This is a genomic window from Mariniluteicoccus endophyticus, assembly GCF_054780035.1.
On sequence record NZ_BAAGXC010000017.1, the window covers coordinates 239,969 to 262,348 of the forward strand.

A 22,380-nucleotide genomic window follows, 5' to 3' on the forward strand; every position below is an offset into this window, starting at 1 on the left:
AACCCTTACGATTGGAACGTTCTCATCTCCGGACGAAGGTCTTGCATGTCTGACACCCCACGACGCGCCGCCGCGCCATGGGATGACCAGATCTCCTCGCCCGCGCCGGACGCGCCACGCCATGCCGCGGACGTGCGGGACGAGCTCGAGCCGGCTCCCGCGCGGGGGCTGGGCTTCCTCGACGACGCCCTGGTCCGCGACTCCTGGCCGACCGAATCCTGGGATCCCCCCCGTCCCCATCACGTGGCGACCGATGACCTCGGCACGGGCGCCGACGACGACTGGGAAGACCTCGTGCCCGCCCGCGGGCTCGGTTTCCTCGACGACGAGGGGGACGTCGACGAGGGGTACGCCGACCGCGAGGATCTCCACCAGTCCGAGACACCCACCGAGACCCTCCCGCTCGTCCCATCGGTCGAGGACCACGAGGATGACGAGGACGACGCCCCCCACCCCGCCCGGGGCCTGGGCTTCCTCGATCCCGACGAGGCCACGGATGAGCCGACCCACGCCGAGCGGGCGTACGCCGAGAACACCTACGACGAGAACGCGTACGACGAGCCGGTTTACGCCGAGACCGAGGTTGACCCAGACCACGCGGAGGCCCACGAGCTCGAACCGGCCGAGCAGCACGTGGCGGCGTACATCTGGTCGCCCGTCACTGCCGCGATTTGGGATGACGTGTGGGCCGACGACCCGAACCGCGTGCCGGCTCTGGAGCCCCCGCGTGCGCGCTGGCGCCCCCGCCTCAGTCTGGTGACCGCAGCCGTGGCGACCATGGTGGTCGCCGCGATCCCGGCCGCTGCGGGCATGATGAGCAGCCCCCCTGGCGAGGCGGCGGCGATCGCACCGCCGCTGAGCCTGCCGGTCCCGGCCGTCACGCCCACCGCGTCCCCGACACCGACGCCCCGCCCGACGGTCGAGGCCCCGCCCGCGCCGATGGTCCAGCCGGAGGCCGTCCTGCCGCCGGTCAAGGAGCCGGGCGCTGTGACGGGCATCCCCCGTCCGTGCTCGGTCGACCTGCCGTTCCCCACCAGCGGATCGCTGTCGACCCACGTCGACCGCATGGAGAAGCAGTGGAACCTGGAGCTCACGGGCCCCCAGTGGCGCGACGATTCCTACCGCCCGGTGGTGAAGATCTTCTCCGAGACCATGGACGCCGTCGACTGCACCGACTATCTCAAGCGCGTCCAGTCCGGCCACGGCGGGCGCCTCGAGGTCGACTCCGGCTCAACGCGGTCGTGGGCCTGGGGCGACTACGGGCTGACCCGCACCCACGTCCTCACGCTCGACTTCGCCAAGTTCCGGCAGGGGTACGCCGAGGGCGACCGCGGACGCCTCGTCCGGCTCATCATCCACGAGATGGCCCATGCGCTGAACGCCGACCGGGACGGCGAACCCGCCTACTGGCAGCGCTTCCACGGCGTGTGGCAGGCCAATGGCAGACCCACCGCGTACGGCTCGACCGAGACCGAGGCGTTCGCCGACGCGATCGGCTACTACGTGGCGCGCTGCGCGGCCGATAACCCGTACGCGGACCCCAAGAAGAAGCCCTACTACGACTACGTGAAGGCCAACATCTTCGGCGGTCGCGAGTTCGGTGGACCGGTCGCGACGCGCCAGGTCTGCGACGGCGAGGGCCGGTAGCGGTTGACCGAGGAGTCCCGCGCGACCAGGTGCACCACCCTCGATGCCCGGCATCGTGGTGAGCCCGTCGTGGCCGAGCTCGAGATCAAGCGCTCACGCTTCCTCGGCTGCCTGCTGCGCGTCGACGACGAGGCCGCCGCACGCGACTTCGTCGCCCGGCTCCGCCGCACCCACCACGACGCCCGCCATCACTGCTCGGCGTTCGTCCTGGGGCCGGACCGCGACGTCCAGCGGTCGTCCGATGACGGCGAGCCCGCCGGCACGGCCGGGATCCCGATGCTCGAGGCGCTCACACTGCGCCGCACCCGCGGCGACGTCGCCGACCTGACCGACGTCTGCGCCGTGGTCGTGCGGTGGTTCGGTGGCATCAAGCTCGGCGCGGGCGGGCTGGTCCGCGCTTACTCGGACGCGGTCTCCGCCGCGCTGGACACCGCTCCCCTCGTCTCACGCGAACGGCTGCGCATCCTCGAGCTCGACCTCGACCACCGCGACGCCGCACGTGTTGAGGCCTCCATCCGAGATGACGGGTTCGTCGTCCACGACATCGCCTACGCCGCCACGGTGAGCCTGCAACTCGCGGTCCCCGACAACCCGGAGGGGCTGGAGGACGCGTACGCGCGGCTGGCCGCCCTCACCAACGGCGGACGGCCCACCCCCGCAGGATCTGCGTGGGTGGACCGGCCAGCGGGGTGATGTCGTTCAGCTGCGACGACGACGCAGCAGGAGGGCGCCCGCGGCGATGGCCGCGACGGAGGCGCCGATGACGCCGGGCGACATCGGGGCGCCGGTGTCGGCCAGACCCTTGTCGTCCTGCACGTCGCTGCTGGTCGGGGTTCCGGAATCGGCCGGTGCCTCGTCGACCGGCATGTCGGCCGGCGCATCGGCCGGCATGTCCGCCGGGACATCGGCGGCCTGCGGCTCACCGGCAGGCTGGTCGGAGACCGGGGTGTCGCCCACGGGCTCGTCGCCCACCGGCTCGTCCACCCGAACGTCATTCACGGGCTGGTCGGTGACCGGCTGATCCGTCACGGGCTGGTCGGTCGGCGGGACCTCCGGCGACGTGGTCGCGCGCGGGCTGGCCGGCGCGGTCGTCGGGCGGCCGGTTCCGGGCTGCAGGGTCTGCTTCGGCGTGCTCGGCTTGCGCGGCGTGAGGGTCGTGCCGGGCTTCGGCGGCATCGTCGTCGCCGGCGCCGTGGGCTTCGCGGGCGATGACGGCTTCGCCGTTGCGCGCGGCGTGCCAGGCAGCGACGGCTTGTGTGTCGTCGATGGCTTCCCGGCGGTCGAGGGCGTCGCGGTTCCGCGCGGCGTGCCGGACACCGTTGGCTTCGAGGTGGACGAGGGCTTCACCGTTCCGCGCGGGGTGCCCGTCACCTTGATGGTGGTCGCCTTCGGCGTGGACACGACGGTCGGCTTCTTCGTGGGCTTGGTCGTCGGCTTGGTGGTGTTGATCGCCACGATCTCCTTGGCAAGCGACTCCCACTTGGCGTACGCGTCGGGGTAGGCCGAGCGCTGGACCTTCTGGGCGGCGACGCTGAGCGGCATGGACTCCCAGCCCTTGACGTCGGTCAAGCCGGGGTTGTTCGTGTGCTTGGCGACGCCGTAGAAGGCTGCGGTGGCCTTGTGGACGTCACGGATCTCGGCGATGGTGCCCCACCCCATGGACGGGCGCTGCTGGTAGAGGCCGACCGAGTCGCGGTCGCCCCAGTCGAGGTTGCGCAGCGACGACTCCTGAAGGGCGGTCGCGATGGCGATGGCCATGGCGCGCTCGTTCATGCCGAGCTTCTTCGACGCCTCGACGATGGCCTTGCCGTTGGCCTTCTGCTCGCCCGTCAGGTTCGAGTAGGCGGTCGACGCGGCCTGCGCCGACGCCAGGAACGGTGCGGCGGCGACGGGCGACCCGACGACGACACCTGCCGCGAGGGCGGCGAGGAACTTGCGCGTGATCTTCATGACGTCTCCTGGTGAGGGGGCGTCAACAAAGTTAGGGAGGATGACGGGCCGCGCGCATCCGGCGCGGGCAGGAACCTTCCCCCTAGGATTGTTTGATGCCCGTCTCCGGACTGCAGACCGCACGTCAGTTCGCGCTCTCGCCCACCGCCCTGCTCGAGGTCGCCGGCGTCCACCGCAGCTCAGACCTGCGGGCGCATCACGTTCGCGAGGTCCCCGAGCTGGCCGTGCGCCACCTTGCCGACGTCGTCGAAGGCGACGTCTCGGTGCTGGGCCACCTGCTCGAGACGGCCTTGGAGGAGGGTTGCGTCCTCTGGCTCACCCATGTCGACGAGGGACGTCGCGCGGCGCTGGGCGAGCTGTTCGGCCCGGGGCTCGTGCACGTCGTCGGCACGCCGCAGGACGACCTCGTCCCCATCGCGGTGAACCCCACCGCCCTCGTCGAGGCGTGGGCCCAGGACGAGGCCCGCCGTCCGTTCCTGCGGGAGGCCCTCGACGGGCTCGATGCGATCCGCCTACCCGGGCGGGTCGTCCGGGCGCTCGACGCGGCCGGCGTACGCTTCGTCCGCCACGGGCGTCTGGAACGCGCGATCCGCAACCCCGTCGTCATCGCGTACGCGGTGGTGCTGGTCTACTCGGCCCTGCGTGCGCTGCCGGTCAGCTTCGTGCGGGAGTTCCACGGCAATCTGGCGGTGCTGTGGGCGATCGACCTCGTCACGGCGATCCCCTACACGTGGGGCGTGCTCGCCATGGTCACCGCCCATGGAATCGGCCGCCGCCTCGCGGGCACCCTGGTGACGGTGGTCACGTTCGTCGCGCCCTACATCTACTTCTGGGCCCACGGCCGCCACTACCCGCCGTACGTGGTCGTCGTCGTGGTGGCGCTGATGGCGAGCGGCATCGCGATCGAGGGCTGGAAGATCAGCCGCGACCGCCAGATCAACCGGCGGCTGGCTGCTCCTCCCGACCACGGATCGTCCGCCACAGGCTGAGCAGCCCGCACCAGCCGATGCCCAGCCACCACAGCACCTGGATCCACACGGGGCGATCGGGGTGCATGAGCACCAGAGCGACCGTGCATGCGAACCAGACGATGACGGCGACGATGTTGACCGCCATGAGCCGGCGTACGCGGAAGGGGTGGAGATAGACCATCGGCACAAGGGTCATGACGGCGAGGACGACGGTGGCGACCACGTTGACGACCGGCCCGGTCTGCAGGATCCACATGTAGACGGCCACGATGTTCCACGCCGCCGGGAAGCCGACGAAGTAGTTGTCGGACGACTTCATCTGGGTGTTGCAGTAGCAGAACATGGAGGTCGCACAGACGACGACCATCATGAGCGCACCCATGGGCGCGGGACCGAACGGCACGTGGAGGTAGAGGAACAGTGCCGGGATGAAGGTCCACGTCAGGTAGTCGACGATGATGTCGAGCACCGTCCCGTCGAACCACGGCACGTGGCGCTTCACCTCCGCACGACGGGCGAGCGTGCCGTCGAGGGCGTCGACGACCAGCGCCACGCCGAGCCACCCCCACATCGCGAGGACGTCACCCCGCACGAGCGACACGAGCGCGAGGCAGGCCCACGCGACGCCGGTCATGGTGAAGGCGTGGACAAGCCAGGCACGGACGATCTGGGCGGGGGTGGACTGCGTCGTGTTCGGCATAACCGGCCCATTCTCGCACGTCAGTGGCACACGCCCGGTCGGCTCGCGCGCGCCTGCGATAGATTCGAGGAAGCACGCAGGGTCGCACACCGACCCACGCGTCCGCCGGACGCACCCCGTCCCCGCACATGAGGAGCCGCCGACACATGGCCAAGATCATCTACACCAAGACCGACGAGGCGCCGCTGATGGCGACGTACTCCCTCCTGCCGATCATCGAGGCGTTCACCTCGCAGGCCGGCATCGAGGTCGAGACGCGCGACATCTCGCTCGCCGGTCGCATCCTGGCCGCCTTCGCCGACCGCCTGCCCGCCGACCAGAAGACGGCCGACGCTCTCGCCGAGCTCGGCGAGCTGGCGAAGACGCCCGAGGCGAACATAATCAAGCTGCCGAACATCTCGGCGTCCGTCCCCCAGCTGAAGGCCGCCATCGCCGAGTTGCAGGCTCAGGGCTTCGACCTGCCCGACTACCCCTCGTCGCCCGACACCGACGAGGAGCGCGACGTCCAGGCGCGCTACGACTCCGTCAAGGGTTCGGCCGTCAACCCGGTGCTGCGCGAGGGCAACTCCGACCGCCGGGCGCCGCTGGCGGTGAAGAACTACGCGAAGTCCCACCCCCACTCGATGGGTGCGTGGAGCGCCGACTCGAAGACCAACGTCGCCACCATGGGCGCCGACGACTTCGCCGCCAACGAGAAGTCGGTCGTCATGGAGGCCGACGACACGCTGAAGATCCAGCTCGTGAAGGCCGACGGCGAGACCGTCGTGCTGAAGGAGAAGCTGCCGGTCCTCGCCGGTGAGGTCATCGATGGCACCTTCATGTCGGCCAAGGCCCTCGACGCCTTCCTCGCCGACGCCATCCAGCGCGCGAAGTCTGACGACGTCTTGTTCTCGGTCCACCTCAAGGCGACGATGATGAAGGTCTCCGACCCGATCATCTTCGGTCACGTGGTGAAGGCCTTCTTCCCGCAGGTGTTCGAGAAGTACGCCGACCAGCTCGCCGCCGCCGACCTGTCGGCCAACAACGGTCTCGCCGCCATCCTGGGCGGCCTCGACAAGCTCGAGGCCGGCGTACGCGACGAGGTCAAGGCTGCGATCGAGCAGGGCATCGCCGACGGCCCGAAGCTCGCGATGGTGAACTCCGACAGGGGCATCACGAACCTCCACGTCCCCTCCGACGTCATCGTCGACGCCTCCATGCCGGCCATGATCCGCACCTCGGGCCACATGTGGGGTCCGGACGGCAACGAGGCCGACACCCTCGCGGTGCTGCCCGACTCGTCGTACGCCGGCATCTATCAGGTCGTCATCGACGACTGCCGCGCCAACGGCGCGTTCGACCCGGCCACCATGGGCTCGGTGCCGAACGTGGGCCTCATGGCCCAGAAGGCCGAGGAGTACGGCTCACACGACAAGACGTTCGAGATCCCCGCCGACGGCAAGGTCCAGGTCGTGAACGCCACGGGTGACGTGCTCATGGAGCACGCGGTCGAGGCCGGCGACATCTGGCGCGCTTGCCAGACCAAGGACGCCCCGATCCGCGACTGGGTCAAGCTTGCCGTCACCCGCGCCCGCGCCTCCCAGACGCCGGCGATCTTCTGGCTCGACTCCAAGCGTGCCCACGACGCCAACCTCATCGCCAAGGTCGAGAAATACCTGGCTGAGCACGACACCGACGAGCTCGACATCGAGATCATGTCCCCGGTCGAGGCGACGAAGAAGTCGATCGAGCGCATCCGCCGCGGCGAGGACACCATCTCCGTCACGGGCAACGTGCTCCGCGACTACAACACCGACCTGTTCCCGATCCTCGAGCTCGGCACCTCGGCCAAGATGCTGTCGGTCGTCCCCCTGATGAACGGTGGCGGCCTGTTCGAGACCGGCGCCGGCGGCTCTGCCCCCAAGCACGTGCAGCAGTTGCAGCAGGAGAACTACCTGCGCTGGGACTCGCTGGGTGAGTTCCTCGCCCTGGCCGAGTCGCTGCGCCACTTCTCCGAGGTCGAGTCGAACCAGCGCGCCGCCGTGCTCGCCGACGCGCTCGACAAGGCCACCGAGCGCCTCCTCAACGAGGACAAGTCGCCGGCCCGCAGGCTCGGCAAGATCGACAACCGCGGCTCCCACTTCTGGTTGGCGAACTTCTGGGCCCAGGAGCTCGCCGCCCAGTCCGAGGACGCCGAGCTGGCGAAGGTATTCGGCCCCGTCGCCGACGAGCTGAAGGGCCAGCAGGACCTCATCGACGCCGAGCTCATCGGCGTCCAGGGGAGCGCGACCGACATCGGCGGCTACTACCGCCCCGACGACGCCAAGGCGTTCGACGTCATGCGCCCGTCGGCCACCTTCAACAAGGTCATCGACGACCTGAAGAAGTGACCCGCTGACCACAGGAGGGCCGCCCCGTCGGGGCGGCCCTCCTGCATGTCCGGGCCTGCGCCCGTCGAGTCATCTCGTGGACGATCAATCGTCGCCCGCGGCGACCTTGTCGTCGGTGCTCACCAGGCGGGCCCGACGTACCATCCCCACACCCGCGCCGACTGCCACGGCCGCGACCACGAGCGCAGCCCCGACCTGCTGGGTGGCCAGGTCGGTGAGGAACGCGAGCACGAGGGCGATCACACCGGCGGCAGCCGCCCCGGCGTCGATTGAGACGAGGATGGGGCGCGTACGCACGAACTCGTGCAGGTCGCGCTGGGGCACCTCCTCGCGGAAACGGCCGATCCACTCCAGGTGGGCCCAGCCTGCGGCGCCGATGAGGCCGATGGCGACGAGGCTGCCCCACAGCCCACCCATGCCTAGGCGTGCCGGCACCGCGACGATCAGGGCGCCCAGCATCGCCGCGATGAGCAGGCGCATGGACAGGTCGAGATAGCCGGTGAAGGCCGCGGACGCGTGCGGAACGTCGAGGTCCGGGTCGAGGTCGAGCGCCGCCTTGTAGGCGCGGCGGGCGCTCGCGTGGTCGTCGCGGTCGAAGTGGTGGTCACCGAGCGCCACGTGCAGCAGCGGCACGTCGGGGTGCTCGGCGATCCCTTCGTCCAGAGCCGCCAGCGCCGCCGCGTGGTCGCCGGCCAGCTGGTGGCCCTCGGCCAGGCGTACGTAGGCCACGGGAGTGCCCGGCTCGGAACGCAGCCAGGCCTCGGCCGACTCGACGAGCTCGGGCCCCTTGCGCAGGCCGCTGGCGATGATGCACCGCTGCTCCCACAACCACCCTGAGACGGCGTTGGCGGTCTGGAGCTGGAGGCAGAGTCGGCGCGCCTCCGACCACGACTCGTGGTCGATGAGCTGGGCGAGCCGCAGCTCGCTGGCCCGGTAGTCGAACGGGTCGAGCGACAGGACCTCGTCGGCGACGCGGTAGGCGCGGTCACGCTCCCCCGCCTCGAACATGCGCCATGCCTGCTCGACGATCATCCGGTGCTCACCCATGCCTGAAGGGTAGGTGGGCACGGTCGCCGGCCCGACGATCGACGCGCAGTTTCGGCGAAGGTTTGGACTCGTTGTCAAATTGCCTGCTGGACTAGGCTGCGCAGGTGGCCAAGAAACCCCGCATCACCGTGCTCCAGCCCGAACCCGACGTGCCCCTCGAGCGGCTGGAAGAGTGGCTCGACACCGACGGTCTACGCATGAGCGTGATCGACCTCCAGGCCAAGGATGTCCCCAACCTCGAGACCATCGGCGACGGCCTGCTGGTGCTGGGCGGACGCATGAACGCGATGTCCCACGACCAGCACCCGTGGCTGCCGCGCGTCAAGGATCTCGTGGCCGACGCCCAGGCCATGGACCTTCCGATACTGGGCATCTGCCTGGGCCACCAGATCATCGCCGACGCGCTCGGCGGCGAGGTCACAGTCGCCGACCCCCGCGGCCTCGAGGAGGGGCCGGTGCGGCTGCGGTGGACCGACGCGGCCGCCGACGACCCCGTGCTCGGCGAGATGGTCGCCCTCGGCGACGGACCGGTGCCGATGTCCCACTACGACGCGGTGACTCGTCTGCCCGAGGGCGCGGTCGAGCTCGCTCGCTCCGACAGGTACGCCAACCAGGCCTTCCGCCTCGGCTCGGCGTGGGGTGTCCAGTTCCACCCGGAGGCCTCCCCGGAACTCATGCAGCACTGGTACGAGGGCCGCCAGACAACGATGCTCGACCGGATGCGTGAGGTCGACGACGAGGTCGTGCGGGCCTGCCGGACCATCTCGCGCGGTTTCGCCAAGCAGGTGTATGCGGGCTGAAACGGTCCCATCGGACCGTCCGCGCCGACCTCCGACGGGGCATGCTGGGCCCATGACCGACCTCGAGACCCTGCCGCTGAGCGAAGCACTGCGTACGGCCACCGACCAAGCCCACCAGGAGGCCGAGCACTCCCCGTTCATGTCCGATCTGCTCGAGGGCCGGGCCGGCCGGGACGCGTTCGTGCGGTTGACCGGCCAGCTGCTGCACGTCTACCGCGCGCTGGAGGCGGGCGTACGCGCCCATGCGGGCTCCCCCGCGCTCGCACCGCTCGTCGACGACCGCCTGGAGCGCACTGCCCGGCTCGAGGCCGACCTGCGCGCGCTGGGCACCGACCCGGCGAAGGCCGAGGCCCTGCCGGCGACCGCTGCCTACGTCTCGCGGCTGCGGGCCGCCGACGCGCCGCGCCTGGTGGCCCACCACTACGTCCGATATCTGGGCGACCTGTCGGGCGGGCAGGTCATCGCGACCTACATGCAGCGGCACTACGGGCTCACCGAGGGCCTGACGTTCTACGACTTCACCGGGGTGGGCAGGCCCAAGCCCTACAAGGACGCCTACCGCGAGGCGCTGGACGGCCTGCCGCTGTCCGTCGAGGAACGCCGGGCGGTCCTCGACGAGGCCGTCGACGCGTTCCGCGCCAACCGGTCGGTATTCACCGAGCTGACCACCTGAGCACTTTCTCAGGGTCCTCTGCTCACTCTCACAGGTTTAGTTGATTGACTGGACAACATGTCCACCTTCCAACTCATGACCGCGCGGATGGCGCTGGGGCTCGCGCTCGTGCCGTCAGGGCTCGCGTACGCCCTCCCGGCGCACGCCGAGCCGGGCGTCGTGACGACCTATGGCACCGGTGCCCCGACGCGCCTGGTGACGCTGGGCGACTCGGTCCCCGCGGGCACAGCCTGTGACTGCGACGACTTCGGCAAGGTCCTGGCTGCCGACCTCGCCACCAGCGACGGAGGGGCCACGGTGGTCAACCACGGGCGCCCCGGCGCGACGACGGCGACCCTGCTCGCCCAGCTCGACGATGAGGACGTGCGCCGCGACCTCACCACCGCGACGGTCGTGACGGTGACCATCGGCGCGAACAACCTCTCCGTCGACGACGCCGCCGACCCGGCACCCAAGGACGCCGTGCTGCGCGCAGAGCTGGCCCGCGCCCTGGCCGAGGTGAAGCAGCAGGCGCCGCACGCCCGCATCCTCGTGACGAATTACTGGAACGTGTCGAAGGTGGGGGCGGTCGCCGCCCCGCTCGGCCCCGACTACGCCCGTGACGCCGAGACGGTGACGCAGGTCGTCAACGCCGCCGTGCGCGACAGCGCCCGCGAGGCCGCGGTGAGGTTCGTCGACATGGAACGCGCGTACGTCATCGCCAGCCTCGACGTGACGACGCTGCTCGCCGCCGACGGCGACCACCCCAACCAGCGGGGTCACGAGGTCATCGCCGCCGCGGTGAAGCACACGCTCACCGACACCCGCGCCTGACCCTTGCCGCGGCCGCTCCCGAACCGCAGGACAGGAAGCCCTGCCCGGTCCGAGCGAGCGCCGGCGGGACGAGCTACCGCCGCCAGTAGCCGCAGAACGTGACCTCGTCCTTCGCCCAGCCGCACCCGCGCACGAGGTGGCGTCGTGCGCCCGTGGCGAGCCTCGCCTCCCCCACCGCGAACGCGTGCCTGCCTCCCGCGGGCAGCGATGCCTCGCCCAGGGCCTCCACGATCAGGTCGCCGGGCGGCGTATCGCCGGGCCGTTCCAGCCAACGCACCTCGACACCGTCCGGAGCGTCGACGGGTTGGCGGTCGGCCGCATCGGTCACCTCCAGCAGGGCCAGTCCCGTCGAGGCGCGCGGGAGGTCTCGCAGCACCCCCAGCACCGCCGGCACGCCCGTCTCGTCGCCGACCAGCAAGACCCGGTCGGCGTGGGGCGAGGGCCAGCCGCACCCCTGATCGAGGAGCGCGACGCGGTCCCCCGCCGTCGCCGCCGCGGCCCACGGGCCCGCGACGCCGTCGGGCCCGTGCAGGACGAAGTCGATGTCGAGCTCCAGCGATCCCGGACGCCAAGCCCGCAGCGTGTAGTTGCGCACCGCGGGGCGCTCGGCCGCGGGCACCGCCATCATCCGCGCGTACGCCAGCCGCGACATGCGGTCGGGGACGTGCCGCAGCGGTGCGCCGGGCGACGGCGGCAGGAACAGGCGCACCCACTGGTCGAACCCGCGCCAGACCAGGCGCGCGAGATCGGGTCCGGTGACGGTGACACGTTGGAACCCGGGCGACACACGCGTACTGCACAGCACCTCGGCGTGGAGGGCGCCGCCCTCCTGGGTGACGGTGATGTTGCTCATGCACGCGCCCCTCGGCGGGCGTCGGCCACGGCGACGAGGGTGCCGACCAGGGCGAGGACGCCGCACCCGACGAGGACCGGCCGGTAGCCGACCGAACCGGCGGCGGCCAGCAGCGCGGCCCCCAGCAGATAGCTGGCGACCATCGCCACCGCGGCCAGTGTGGTGAAGTCCGTCGCTTCCGAGCCGGGACGCGCCATCCCCATGTTGACGGTGTAGACGACGGTGCTGGAGGCGGCCATGGCGCCCACATAGGCCGCGAGAGCGAGCATCGTCGGCACCAGCGGCACGCTGCCGGACGCGGCGGGGAGCAGACCACCGACCGCGAGGGCGGCGGCCAGTCCGGTGAAAAGCAGGCAGTCCGTGGCACCGAACCGGCGCACGCAGGGGGCGACGAGCAGCGACGCGACCGCGGCGGGGGCCACGAGGAAGAAGCCCATGACCCAGCCCAGACGCGAGAGCGACCAACCGGCATCGGTGAGGATCGGGGTGAGCAGGCCGTACGCGGCGGTGGTCCCGGCGAGGTAGAGCGGCATCACGAGCAGCCCCCACCGCAGGCCGCCGGGCTGGCGGAAGACCCGGCCGAGCGCGGCGTATGCCTCCCCCAGGCGGGGAGTGGCGGCCGCGGCGTCCCGCTCACGGTGGCGCAGGACCAGCGGCAGCGGGAGCAGGGAGAGCGCGGTGAGCGTGAGCATGGCCGCGACCCAGCCGAGGTGGGCGTGGACGAGCACGATGACGCCCCCGCCGAGCACGTTGCCGAACCACTGAGCGGCGTTGGCGATGCCGTTGGCGAGCGGGCGGGTGCGGTCGTCGACGGCGCGGGCGGTCAATCCGTCGGCCGCGATGTCCTGGGTCGCGGAGACGAGCGTGTACACGGCGATGACCGCGCCGAGCAGCCCAAGGTGGCGGGCGGGCTCGGGAATCGCGACGAGGGCGAGACCCGACAGCGCCAGCAAGGGCTGGAGGATCAGCAGCCACGTGCGGTAGTGACCCGCCGAAGTGTGACCGAACCGGTCCACCAGCGGTGCCCACAGCGGCTTCAGCGCCCACGTGATCCCGGCGAGGCCGACGGCGGCGAGGCTCTCCAGCGACACCCCTTGCTGGCGCAGCATGGCGGTCAGCCCCACGTAGATGAAGCCCACGCCCAGGTATTGCGTCACGTAGAGCGACGTGACCAGCGGGAGGAGCGAGGCCCCTCGCGCGGGCGCGTCGGTGGTGGCGGGGTCGGACAGAGCACGCTGGTGGACGCTCATCGAAACTCGTTCTCCTCGGGGACAGGACCCCTGAATGGTAAGGCCAGCCTTACCTAAGTGCAAGCCTCGGGACAGCCTCCCGAGGGAGCCCGACGCCGCACGGTGACCTCCTCCATGGGTGTCACCGAAGGTCAGCCCGGCCGGCGGTGCCACCGGTCCGGAATCAAGCAAAAGGGCTACGGCACCGGTACGCGGCCGATAGTTTGCAGGTGAGCGAGGGCCTGAGACCTCGCACCGCCCTAGCGAAAGGCACCGCATGTCGAACAAGCCCGCAGTCGGATTCCTCGGCCCCCAGCCCTACATGAAGGCAGCCATCGAAGGCCTGTCTGAGAAGTACGAGATCCATGAGCTCAACCCGACCGGCTGGTCGCCCGACGAGATGGACGCCGTCGCCACAGTCTGCAAGCAGCAGGGCATCGAGGCCGTCGCCGGCTACGCCCAGAAGGACGCGTTCCACCACATCCTGATCAACGAGCGCCTGGGCAACGTCGCCCCGAAGCGCCTCGCCTTCCTGTACTGCATGAACAAGTACCTCATGCGCACCCTCGAGGCGAACCCGTTCTGGTTCATCCCGATCGACCCGATGGCCGAGACCGACGACGAGATCATCGAGCGCGTCGCCGAGTGGCCCTTCATGCTGAAGAACACCTCACTGTCCCTGGGGCGTGGGATCTACAAGATCAAGGACGCCGACCAGCTGCGCAAGGTGCTGGCCGACTACCGTGCCGACACCGACCTGCAGGCCAAGATCGCCGCCGACAACGCCGCCTACATGCAGGACATGGAGGCCGAGGCCCCCGAGGTCATCCCGCCGTTCATCGGCGAGCACATGGTCGACATGATGAAGTGCATCGAGTACTGCTACGAGGGCTACATCACCGCCGACGGCGAGATCGTCCACTACGCGCTGACCGAGGAGGTCTACTTCTCCAACCACGCCGCCCTCGGCTACATCACGCCGCCGATCTCGATCGGTGTCGAGAAGGCCGCCGAGATCGAGGCCTGGGTCGACGACTACATGGGCCGCATGCGTGACCTCGGCTACGTGGGTCAGTTCTTCAACCTGGAGTTCTGGATCCTCGAGGACGGCACCATCGCCCTCACCGAGATCAACCCGCGCGCCGCCCACTCGTACCACTACAACTACGAGTACTCGTTCGGCACGAGCCTCTACGGGGACAACCTCGAGCTCGCCGCCCACGGCAAGAAGCTCGAGGGCAGGACGCCGTGGGAGATGTGGCGCGACGACGAGACGAAGTGCTTCACGCTCATCGCGCTGATCACGTCGACGGCCACCGGCCTGCTCGACGACATCATCGACTACGACTACGTGCGCCAGCTCGAGACCGAGGGCGTGCTGATCCGCCACACCCGTCACGAGGGCGAGGCCCTCACCGACGCCGACATGACCGCCGCCGGCGCGATGGTCATGCAGATGTGGCTGACCGGTGAGACCCAGCACGACGTCATCGCCCGCGAGCGCGAGATCCGCAGCAAGATCTACCGCATCCCGCCGGAGGGCCTGGTCTACCCGGAGTACTGGGTCACCGCCTGATCCACCTGGCACCACCGCGTACGCCGCTCCCGCTCGTCGGGGGCGGCGTACTCCGTCGTGGAGGGGTTCAGCCCGGCGAGATCGAGGACCGCTCGCGGTAGGTGAACCACCCGTCCTTGGTGATGCCGTACTTGCGCTTGCCGTCGAACGCGGCGATGAAGGTCGTGATGGCCGCCTCGATGCCCGTCCTCGTGCTGGGCCCGCTGGAGACCGTCTGGTGGTCGAGGACGACCACGACGCGGTCGGCGGTGATCTCCATGCGGGCGCGGCGCGGCACCGAGCCGGGCGTCGCCCACTCGATGACGGCGGTCTGCACCCACGAGCGCGGCAGGAGCTGGAGGTCCTCCCCCATCGTCTCCAGCGTGCGGCTGAGGATGCGCCACTCCTCCGACGGCTTCTCGGCGGAGTACTCGCCGAGCTGGTACGTACCGTCCGGCACCAAGTTGTCCGGAGGGATCACCCACCACAGGTGGACGTCTCCATCATCCATCTCACCCCACTTGCCGGCCCGGCGGACGAGGTTGTCGTACTCGGCCAGGGACTCCGCGTCGTACAGGACCGCATCCGAGGCCCAGAGGGCAGCGCTCAGGGCTCCGAGCGAGCGGCGGGAGAAGCGGTTCTCAGGCATGTGCAGGGGACTTTCGTCTCGGCGGCGACCCGTGCTTGATGTGCTGGCGCGCGTCGGCTATGACACCCTCGGCCTGCAGTCCTACTTGACCGCAGGGCCCAAGGAGGCTCGGGGATGGACCATCAAGAAGGGCTGGACCGCGCCGGAGGCTGCCGGCGTGATCCACACCGACTTCCAGAAGGGCTTCATCAAGGCCGAGGTGGTCAGTTTCGATGACCTGGTGGCTGCGGGGTCTGAGGCCGCGGCCAAGGCGGCCGGGAAGATGCGTCTGGAGGGCAAGGACTACGTCATGCAGGACGGTGACGTGGTCGAGTTCCGCAGCGGGCTCGCCTCTGGCGGGAAGAAGTAGACGTGTTCACCGATTTCATTCGCGACCACGCCTTCACCATCGCATGGTTCGGTCTGATGGCGTTCGTCTGGTTCGGCTGGGGTCAGGAGGACCCGCCGTCGGCGTGGCGATCGTGGCTCGGCGCCGGATCGGTGATGGGTCTCCTGCTGGCAGGGCTGTTCGGTTACGGGGTGTTTGCCCGGTGGAGTGAGGGCAGTGCGCTGGAGGGCAGGTACCCGTGGTTCGGGCTGGTCGTCGGCCTGGAGGTGCTGCTGGCGGTGGTCGGCTGCCTGTTCCTGCACCGCAGGGGTAAGGGCCGCTGGATGGCCTGGTGGGTGGCTCTCGTCGTGGCCCTGCACTTCGTGCCCCTGGCATTCTTCCTCGATGACCTGTCCTTGGCCGGCCTGGGGATCATCGAGGCGGCTGGGCTCGCTGCGCTGATTCCTCGGGTCGGGGGCGGGCTCGTCTCCAGCCGTCTGGTCGCACCCTGGATGGGCATCACCTTGCTGGTCTTCGCCGGTGTCTCTGCCCTGCTGTTCGTGGTTCGGACGGGTACCCCTTGGTGAAGGGCGACGCGGTGGATTGTAGATTTTCGGTCTAACGTCTGTGGTCGTCCTTCGTGCGGATCGCGGACCGAATATCCACGGGGCTCGGTTGTGTAGGAGGGCGAGTGCGGGTACCTTATGAAAGGAAACCATTTCGTATCGAAAGGACGGGGCATCGTCATGACAGATGGCTCAGGTGGACTCGGAGGATCGTCAGGTCGCCCTGTCAATGCTGAACTGACGCCGGCGATCATGGAGGCGGTGCTGTCTCTGCTCGCGGACGAGGGCTACGCCCGGCTGACCACCGCTGCGGTCGCGAAGCGGGCCGGGGTGTCCACAGCGACGCTGTACCGCCGATGGCCCTCCAAGCGGGAGCTCCTGCTGGCCGCGGCTGGTCAGATCGGCGAGGCCGAGGCGGACGACGTCGACACCGGCACAGTGGAGGGAGACCTGCGCGCGCTGCTGGCCCATAAGCGTGCTGTGCTCTCCGGCAGGATCGGCGCGACACTCGTCGCGCTCGTCGGCGAGTCGGCGCATGACCGAGAACTCGCCGCGATCGTGCGCACCAGCATCCTCGAACCGACGCGGGAGCACCTGGAGGCGATCTTCGACCGTGCTGCCGCACGGGGCGAGGCCGTGGGAGCCGATGCCGCATCCGCGGCGCACCTGGTCGTGGGGACGGTCTTGGCCCGAGTCGCTTTCGCGGAAGGCGCAGGACACGACGACCTTCTGCCGGGCAGCGACGTGACACTCCTGATCCAGGCCATCGCCGGTGACACCGCCCAACCGGGTCCCGGCGGAAGGGCCCGGAGGCGATGACGATGGAGCAGACCGTGGTGATGACCGGAGCGAGCCGCGGGATCGGCCGCACGGCGGCGCGCCGCCTGCTCGCCGGTCGCCCGCAGGCGCATCTGGTGCTGCTGAGCCGAACCGTCCCGCAGGCACTGGTCGACGAGTTGCGAGCAGCCGGCGGGTCGGTGACTGTCATCCGCGCCGACCTGTCCTCTCTGCGCAGCGTGAGCGAGGCGGCTGACGAGGTGGTGGAGCTGGTGCATCCCGGCCGCCTGCCACCGATCGGAGCGCTGGTCTGCAACGCCGGGGTGCAGCTGACGAACGCACTGACCGAGACCGTGGACGGCTTCGAGGCGACCTTCGCGGTCAACGTCCTGGCCAATCACGTCCTGCTGCGGAGGCTCCAGGGGCACCTGCCTCCCAGCGCGCGGGTCGTCGTGACGGTCAGCGACACGCACTTCGGGGACCTGAGGCACAACCTCGGCATGGTGCCGGGCCCGCAGTGGCACCCGGTCGAGACCCTGGCCCGGGCCGCAGCGTTCCCCGACCCGAGCGGCAGCACAGCGGGGCGGGCCGCCTACTCGACCAGCAAGCTCGCCGCCATCTACCTCGTCCACGAATACGCGCGCCGACTCCCGACCGGCTTGACGATCACCTCGTTCAACCCGGGCTTCGTGCCCGGCACCGACCTCGCACGCGATGCCGATGCCATCTCCCGGTTCGCCATGCGACGGGTCATGCCCCTGCTGACGCTCACTCCGCTGGCGACCTCCCCCAGCCTGGCAGGGCGTTTCCTGGCCGACGCGGTACTCGGCACCGCCTCGGCCCCCACCGGCGCGTACATCGACCGCGACCGAGTGGCTGCATCATCGCCGGCGTCCTATGACCGGCAGCGCGAGCGTGAAGCCTGGGAGGCGGTCGAAGCGCTCACAGCCCGGTTCCTCCCCTCCGCTGCTGACCCGAACCCAGGAAGGGAGAACCGATGAGAACGATCGTCATCACCGGAGCCAGTGACGGCATCGGCGCGGCAGCCAGCCGACAGCTCGCGGAGACCGGAGCACGGCTGATCCTCGTAGGGCGTTCGCCGGAGAAGACCAGCGCGGTCGCCGCCGCCACCGGTGCCGAGCACTATGTCGCCGACTTCGCCAGGCTCGACGACGTACGCCGCCTCGCCGGCGAGCTGAATGAGGTCTGCGAGCGGATCGACGTGCTGGCGAACAACGCGGGCGGCATGTTCTCCGGACCGACAGTCACCCAGGACGGCTTCGAGAAGACCTTCCAGGTCAATCACCTCGCCCCTTACCTCCTCACGCACCTGCTGATCGACAAGTTGATCGGCAGCCGCTCGGCCGTGGTCAACACCTCCAGCATCGGCGCGAGACTGTTCGGCCACATCGACCTCGAGGACCTGAACAACTGGGCGGGGTTCTCACCGAACAAGGCCTATGGCGACGCCAAGCTCGCCAACATCCTGTTCACCAAGGAGCTGCACGAGCGCTTCCACGGCCGGGGCCTCTCCTCAGTCGCATTCCATCCTGGCAATGTCGCGACGAACTTCGCCTCGGACACAGACAGCTACTTCCAACGCGTCTACCACGGCGCGCTCAGGGCGTTCCTGATCTCCCCAGAGCAGGGAGGAGCACGCCTGCGGCACTTCATCGAGGGTCAACCGGGGCGGGCGTGGACATCGGGGGAGTACTACGGTGCACCGGGCCGGATCGGCCGCACGAACAGGCAGGCCTACGACGCCGGTATCGCGGTTGAGCACTGGCGGCGAAGCGCGGCCATGCTCAGCATCGACTGGTGAAGAGCATGCGCCCACAACCCCTCGCGCACATCCGTCGGCGCTCCTCACCGTCGGAGGCGATCCTCAGCGCCGACACCCGCGCGGCCCATGCCTGTTCGCCATGCTCCATCCCGTCGCCAGCGAGCAGGTGAGCGAGCATGGAGTACTCGGCGAGGCCTCCCTCGGGTCGCCCGTCGGCGACGAGCGATGCCGCCAGACGGGATCTCAGCTCGCGCGCACCTGCGACGTCGCGACGCAGGGACACCGGCAGATCCTCGAAGCGGTCGACAAGTGCAGCCCGGTCGTCACGGAGGATCAGCGCGTACAGATGGTCCGGGCCGAAGGCGGGGCACGCCTCCAGCCGTTCCGCGGTACGCCGCCTGCGCTCCACCGGCCACTTCTTCAGCGTCATCGCGGCCCAGGCCTCCAGCTCGATCCCGGCCGGGTCGCCGGGACCGTGCGCCGCCTCCCACCGGTCGAGTCGCCGTTGCACGCGGTCGAGCCGTCCATCCACGACGACCTCGCCGACGTCCACGAACTCAAGGATCGGGGTATCCGGGCCGAAGGCCTCCTTCACATCGGTGTAGAGCCCACGGATCGCCTGTGTCCCCTCCCACGTGCCGTGCCGCGGCCACAGCCGCAGCATGTGCGCCCGCAGGACCTCGACCTTCAACATCGCCCGGACACGCGGATCGTCGGGCGCCGAGTCGAGCAGGGCTATCGCATCCTCGATGTCGAGCGGCTGCATGCTCCGCAGTCTGGGTCCGGGTCAGCGCATCTGGCGGCGGTGCGCGTCCTGCATGACCAGCAGGGCTCGCGTCGGCACAACCGCCCTGGGCGGGACCGGCTCGCCGTGGACGATGGCGTAGGCCCACGAGGTCGCTGTCACCCGCAGCGCCGCTCCCGAGGTGGTGACGACCCTCGCCGCACCGCCCGCCCACCACGACGGGTCGCGCTCGATGATGGCGACGTCGGCCCACAGGAGGCGGTGCGTACGCCACCCGTTGCAGACCTCCAGCCCCGCCTCGGTGACCCGCAGCGAACGCCGGAACACCGGCACGAACGCGAGCAGCTGCGCAGCCGCCGCGAACGCCGCCACCACGAGGACCACCGGGTGCGGGACGAGCACCGCGAGCGCCAGGGGGATCAGGACCCCGACCGCGGCGAGCGCCCCGTAGAAGATCCGCCACGGCGTGGGCAGCGACAGCGCGAACCAGGTACGGGTCCATGGGTCGGTCGGCACGGTCACTCCTGGGTCGGGGGCGCCCAGCGTACGCCTCCCGCTCCGCCCCGGTCGGCGCGCAGGCCGCCCAGCACCACCGACAGGAGGGCGTCCAGGTCGTCCTCGTCGGGCGGCTCGTGGAGGACCGTCAGGCGGTAGACCGCGGCCCCGATCAGGGCGTCGGCAGTGGCGTACGGGTCGGCGTCGCCCCGGTAGACGCCGCTGGCCTGGCCGGCGCGGATCGCCGCCACGACCGCTTCACGGACGGGGTCGACGAGAGCGGCGCGGTAGGCGCTGCGGAGCTCGGGGTCGTCCTGGCGGTGGACCTCGAGCGCGAGCGAGGCGATCCCGGGGCCGGCGTCGCACAGGGAGGCCAGACCCACGGCGCAGGCCCTGCGCAGGTCGCGCTCGGGGTCGCCGCCGGGCGTGACGTCACGCTCCCCCACGAGGTCGACCATGGCGGCGACGACCAGGTGTGCGAGGCTCGGCCATCGCCGGTAGATCGTGGTCTTGGCCACGCCGCTGCCCGCGGCCACGTCGTCGATGCGCAGGCCGGCGTACCCGCGGCCGTCCAGCAGCTCGCGCGTCGCCGCGAGCACACGCCGTTCCACGGAGTCGTCGCGTGGCCGTCCCACCTGTGCCATGGAGGCACTCTTCCAGATCGCGAAGAATTGCGCTACCGTCGGTATCGCTACTAATGGTTTCGAACCGAGGTCGATCATGGACGGCAGGGCGGACGACGGGGTGCTGGACGACAGGGAGCGCTGGCTGGTCCCGCTCTCGCTGTGGGGCTCCTACCTCGCCAACGACGGCGAGGAGCTGGCGACGATGGCACCCACCACTGGGCTGCCCCAGCGCCACGTGCAGGTCGGGGTGGCCGTCATGGGCGCGCTGTACACCGCCGCGGTCGCCGACGGGATCCGGACCCGCGGGCGGGGACGCCTCTACCAGGACGTCCAGCTCGCCTTCGGCGCGCACGGCTTCGGACATCTCGCCGCGAGCGCGCTGCGCGGCGGCTACACCACCGGCACGGCCACCTCGCCGACGGTGGTCCTGCCGCAGTGGTGGTGGGCCAGCCGCCGCCTCCGGGCGGCCGGGGTCCCGCGCACCTCGCACCCGTTGCGGGCCGCCGTCGTCACCGGCGGATGGCTTGCCGTCGCCCACGCGCTCGGCGCGTGCGCCGCCCGAGGGGGCCGGCGATGAACGCCAACGACCGCGCCTGAGCGGCCACCGCCGCGCTGATGCGGCCCGGTCGGCCTGTCGGCGATCCGCATCGCGGCGCTGTAAGGGGTGACCGTGCTGGGCCTGTCGCTGACCTCGATGCTGGTGGGGGCCGTGGTCATCGAGCGCGTCTTCGTGATCCCCGGGGTGGGCTCGATGCTGGTGGACGCCGTCGCGCAGCGCGACCTGATCCTGGTGCAGGACGTGGTCATGGTGCTCGTGGCCATGGTGCTGGTGGTCAACTTCCTGGTGGACGTGCTGTACGTGGTGATCGACCCCCGCATCGGAGGCCGTTCATGACCACTGCGGCGTCCCGGGGTGTGCTCTGACCCGCCCCGGGGGGATGCCGGTCTCCCGCCGGAACGCCCGGCGGAACGACACCTCCGACCCGTAGCCGGTGGCCCGGGCGACGGCCGCGACGCCGGAACCCTCCCGCAGGAGCCGGTGCGCCTCGGCCATGCGTACCCGGGTAACCCACGCCATCGGCGCCTCCCCGGTGAGCGCGGTGAACCGAGCACTGAAGGCGCTGCGCGACAGGCCCGCCACCCGGCTCATCCCCGTGACGCCCCACGGGTGGGCCAGGTTCGCCAGCACCGCGCCCAGCACCGGTCCGATGGCGTCGTCCCGGCTGGCGGCCCACCACCCCGCCTCGGTCGGCGCCTCCCTCACGGCTCGCCGAACCTCACGCAGTGCCAGCCCCTCCACCAGGTGTGCGCTGACCTGAGCCCACCCCTCGGCCTGTTCCTGCGCCTCCCGCAGCACCAAGGCGGCCACGGCCCGCAGAGCGGCGACGTCCTCCCCCTCGGCCGCGGCCCGCAGCAGGGGCGGCAGGCGCGCGGGCAACCGGGGGGAGGCCGGGTGCTCCAGGGCGATAGCGCCGCACACCAGGTGCAGGGCCGGGTCGCGCCCACCGAGGTCCAGCTGCTCGATACCGCCGCCCAGGTCGACCCGGCCGCTCTCGGCCAGACCCACTGTCCACAGGGGCGTTCCGTGGGCCGCGATGCGGTGTCCGGTGCCGTGCGGGACGAGGACGATCTCCCCCTCCCCGAGGGTCACCGTGGTGTCGTCGCAGATCACCACGCACGTGCCCTGCAGGACCAGGTGATACATCACTGACCCTGGCAGCGCCGGGAGGTCGACGGCGGTCGACCCGTCGAGCCTCGTGTCGCAGTGGAAGATCCCACGCGAGCGCAGCAGGGCACCCAAGGGGCTCGGGTCCATCGGTCCTCC

Annotated in this window: 23 protein-coding genes and 2 pseudogenes; 15 read left to right on the forward strand and 10 right to left on the reverse strand. The window is 70.4% G+C overall.

What is annotated here, in order from left to right; genetic code table 11:
- Positions 1 to 45: 45 nt before the first annotated feature.
- Positions 46 to 1,647 (forward strand): hypothetical protein, encoded by a 1,602-nt coding sequence (locus ACYVGD_RS08410; RefSeq protein WP_460742790.1) that lies wholly within the window; start codon positions 46 to 48, stop codon positions 1,645 to 1,647.
- A 69-nt stretch (positions 1,648 to 1,716) separates the two neighbouring features.
- Complete coding sequence (locus ACYVGD_RS08415; protein ID WP_460742791.1) at positions 1,717 to 2,340, forward strand: IMPACT family protein; 624 nt, start codon at positions 1,717 to 1,719, stop codon at positions 2,338 to 2,340.
- A gap of 6 nt (positions 2,341 to 2,346) precedes the next feature.
- On the opposite strand, the gene ACYVGD_RS08420 is transcribed toward ACYVGD_RS08415, so the two are convergent.
- A complete protein-coding gene (locus ACYVGD_RS08420) occupies positions 2,347 to 3,597 on the reverse strand; it encodes a hypothetical protein (RefSeq protein ID WP_460742792.1) in 1,251 nt (416 codons plus the stop codon).
- 95 nt (positions 3,598 to 3,692) lie between these two features.
- On the opposite strand from ACYVGD_RS08420, the gene ACYVGD_RS08425 reads away from it, so the two are divergent.
- Complete coding sequence (locus ACYVGD_RS08425; RefSeq protein ID WP_460742793.1) at positions 3,693 to 4,586, forward strand: hypothetical protein; 894 nt, start codon at positions 3,693 to 3,695, stop codon at positions 4,584 to 4,586.
- Here ACYVGD_RS08425 and ACYVGD_RS08430 read toward each other — a convergent pair.
- Entirely contained in the window at positions 4,534 to 5,268 is a 735-nt protein-coding gene (locus ACYVGD_RS08430; RefSeq protein ID WP_460742794.1) for a CDP-alcohol phosphatidyltransferase family protein, read from the reverse strand. The genes ACYVGD_RS08425 and ACYVGD_RS08430 overlap by 53 nt on opposite strands.
- Positions 5,269 to 5,414: 146 nt before the next feature.
- Between ACYVGD_RS08430 and ACYVGD_RS08435 the strand changes: the two genes are divergently transcribed.
- A complete protein-coding gene (locus ACYVGD_RS08435; protein WP_460742795.1) occupies positions 5,415 to 7,637 on the forward strand; it encodes an NADP-dependent isocitrate dehydrogenase in 2,223 nt (740 codons plus the stop codon).
- 84 nt (positions 7,638 to 7,721) lie between these two features.
- On the opposite strand, the gene ACYVGD_RS08440 is transcribed toward ACYVGD_RS08435, so the two are convergent.
- Positions 7,722 to 8,684, reverse strand: a complete 963-nt coding sequence (locus ACYVGD_RS08440; protein ID WP_460742796.1) for a tetratricopeptide repeat protein — start codon at positions 8,682 to 8,684, stop codon at positions 7,722 to 7,724.
- 104 nt (positions 8,685 to 8,788) lie between these two features.
- Between ACYVGD_RS08440 and ACYVGD_RS08445 the strand changes: the two genes are divergently transcribed.
- From ACYVGD_RS08445 to ACYVGD_RS08455, 3 genes are read left to right on the forward strand one after another with little or no spacing between them, the layout of a single operon-like run.
- Positions 8,789 to 9,484, forward strand: coding sequence for a type 1 glutamine amidotransferase (locus ACYVGD_RS08445; RefSeq protein ID WP_460742797.1), 696 nt, complete (start codon positions 8,789 to 8,791; stop codon positions 9,482 to 9,484).
- Between the two features lie 52 nt (positions 9,485 to 9,536).
- Entirely contained in the window at positions 9,537 to 10,157 is a 621-nt protein-coding gene (locus ACYVGD_RS08450; protein WP_460742799.1) for a biliverdin-producing heme oxygenase, read from the forward strand.
- Positions 10,158 to 10,214: 57 nt separating this feature from the next.
- Positions 10,215 to 10,970 carry an SGNH/GDSL hydrolase family protein gene (locus ACYVGD_RS08455; RefSeq protein ID WP_460742800.1) on the forward strand — a complete coding sequence of 252 codons (756 nt, stop codon included), beginning with the start codon at positions 10,215 to 10,217 and terminating at the stop codon, positions 10,968 to 10,970.
- A 73-nt stretch (positions 10,971 to 11,043) separates the two neighbouring features.
- Here the strand turns inward: ACYVGD_RS08455 and ACYVGD_RS08460 are convergent, their stop codons facing one another.
- Together ACYVGD_RS08460 and ACYVGD_RS08465 are read right to left on the reverse strand one after the other, a co-directional pair.
- On the reverse strand, positions 11,044 to 11,823 hold the full coding sequence (locus tag ACYVGD_RS08460) for a siderophore-interacting protein (RefSeq protein WP_460742801.1): 780 nt from the start codon (positions 11,821 to 11,823) through the stop codon (positions 11,044 to 11,046).
- Entirely contained in the window at positions 11,820 to 13,073 is a 1,254-nt protein-coding gene (locus ACYVGD_RS08465) for an MFS transporter (RefSeq protein WP_460742802.1), read from the reverse strand. Before ACYVGD_RS08465 ends, ACYVGD_RS08460 begins: the two co-directional genes overlap by 4 nt.
- Positions 13,074 to 13,329: 256 nt before the next feature.
- On the opposite strand from ACYVGD_RS08465, the gene ACYVGD_RS08470 reads away from it, so the two are divergent.
- Positions 13,330 to 14,628 (forward strand): ATP-grasp domain-containing protein, encoded by a 1,299-nt coding sequence (locus tag ACYVGD_RS08470; protein WP_460742803.1) that lies wholly within the window; start codon positions 13,330 to 13,332, stop codon positions 14,626 to 14,628.
- Between the two features lie 67 nt (positions 14,629 to 14,695).
- On the opposite strand, the gene ACYVGD_RS08475 is transcribed toward ACYVGD_RS08470, so the two are convergent.
- A complete protein-coding gene (locus tag ACYVGD_RS08475) occupies positions 14,696 to 15,256 on the reverse strand; it encodes a hypothetical protein (protein WP_460742804.1) in 561 nt (186 codons plus the stop codon).
- A 28-nt stretch (positions 15,257 to 15,284) separates the two neighbouring features.
- On the opposite strand from ACYVGD_RS08475, the pseudogene ACYVGD_RS08480 reads away from it, so the two are divergent.
- The 5 genes and pseudogenes from ACYVGD_RS08480 to ACYVGD_RS08500 all read left to right on the forward strand — a co-directional run.
- Positions 15,285 to 15,605 (forward strand): annotated as a pseudogene (locus tag ACYVGD_RS08480) (DUF933 domain-containing protein); the annotation flags it as partial.
- 2 nt (positions 15,606 to 15,607) lie between these two features.
- A complete protein-coding gene (locus tag ACYVGD_RS08485; protein ID WP_460742805.1) occupies positions 15,608 to 16,150 on the forward strand; it encodes a hypothetical protein in 543 nt (180 codons plus the stop codon).
- A gap of 231 nt (positions 16,151 to 16,381) precedes the next feature.
- The gene (locus ACYVGD_RS08490; RefSeq protein ID WP_012802027.1) at positions 16,382 to 16,948 is read left to right on the forward strand and encodes a TetR/AcrR family transcriptional regulator; all 567 of its coding nucleotides are present in this window, start codon (positions 16,382 to 16,384) and stop codon (positions 16,946 to 16,948) included.
- Between the two features lie 2 nt (positions 16,949 to 16,950).
- Positions 16,951 to 17,907 carry an SDR family NAD(P)-dependent oxidoreductase gene (locus tag ACYVGD_RS08495; RefSeq protein WP_460742806.1) on the forward strand — a complete coding sequence of 319 codons (957 nt, stop codon included), beginning with the start codon at positions 16,951 to 16,953 and terminating at the stop codon, positions 17,905 to 17,907.
- Entirely contained in the window at positions 17,904 to 18,728 is an 825-nt protein-coding gene (locus tag ACYVGD_RS08500) for an SDR family NAD(P)-dependent oxidoreductase (protein ID WP_132991877.1), read from the forward strand. The genes ACYVGD_RS08495 and ACYVGD_RS08500 overlap by 4 nt, the downstream gene beginning before the upstream one ends.
- Here ACYVGD_RS08500 and ACYVGD_RS08505 read toward each other — a convergent pair.
- Genes ACYVGD_RS08505 through ACYVGD_RS08515 form a run of 3 tightly spaced genes read right to left on the reverse strand, consistent with a single transcriptional unit; the run spans position 18,712 to position 20,573 of the window.
- Positions 18,712 to 19,455 (reverse strand): hypothetical protein, encoded by a 744-nt coding sequence (locus ACYVGD_RS08505; RefSeq protein ID WP_460742807.1) that lies wholly within the window; start codon positions 19,453 to 19,455, stop codon positions 18,712 to 18,714. The genes ACYVGD_RS08500 and ACYVGD_RS08505 overlap by 17 nt on opposite strands.
- 21 nt (positions 19,456 to 19,476) lie before the next feature.
- Complete coding sequence (locus ACYVGD_RS08510; RefSeq protein WP_460742808.1) at positions 19,477 to 19,950, reverse strand: PH domain-containing protein; 474 nt, start codon at positions 19,948 to 19,950, stop codon at positions 19,477 to 19,479.
- A gap of 2 nt (positions 19,951 to 19,952) precedes the next feature.
- Positions 19,953 to 20,573 carry a TetR/AcrR family transcriptional regulator gene (locus ACYVGD_RS08515; RefSeq protein ID WP_460742809.1) on the reverse strand — a complete coding sequence of 207 codons (621 nt, stop codon included), beginning with the start codon at positions 20,571 to 20,573 and terminating at the stop codon, positions 19,953 to 19,955.
- Between ACYVGD_RS08515 and ACYVGD_RS08520 the strand changes: the two genes are divergently transcribed.
- Positions 20,572 to 21,132 carry an HXXEE domain-containing protein gene (locus ACYVGD_RS08520; protein ID WP_460742810.1) on the forward strand — a complete coding sequence of 187 codons (561 nt, stop codon included), beginning with the start codon at positions 20,572 to 20,574 and terminating at the stop codon, positions 21,130 to 21,132. The two genes, ACYVGD_RS08515 and ACYVGD_RS08520, sit on opposite strands and share 2 nt — an antisense overlap.
- 90 nt (positions 21,133 to 21,222) lie before the next feature.
- A pseudogene (locus ACYVGD_RS08525) lies at positions 21,223 to 21,450 on the forward strand (ABC transporter permease subunit); the annotation flags it as partial.
- Here ACYVGD_RS08525 and ACYVGD_RS08530 read toward each other — a convergent pair.
- Positions 21,445 to 22,371, reverse strand: a complete 927-nt coding sequence (locus ACYVGD_RS08530) for an AraC family transcriptional regulator (protein WP_460742811.1) — start codon at positions 22,369 to 22,371, stop codon at positions 21,445 to 21,447. The pseudogene ACYVGD_RS08525 and the gene ACYVGD_RS08530 sit on opposite strands and share 6 nt — an antisense overlap.
- Positions 22,372 to 22,380: the final 9 nt, after the last annotated feature.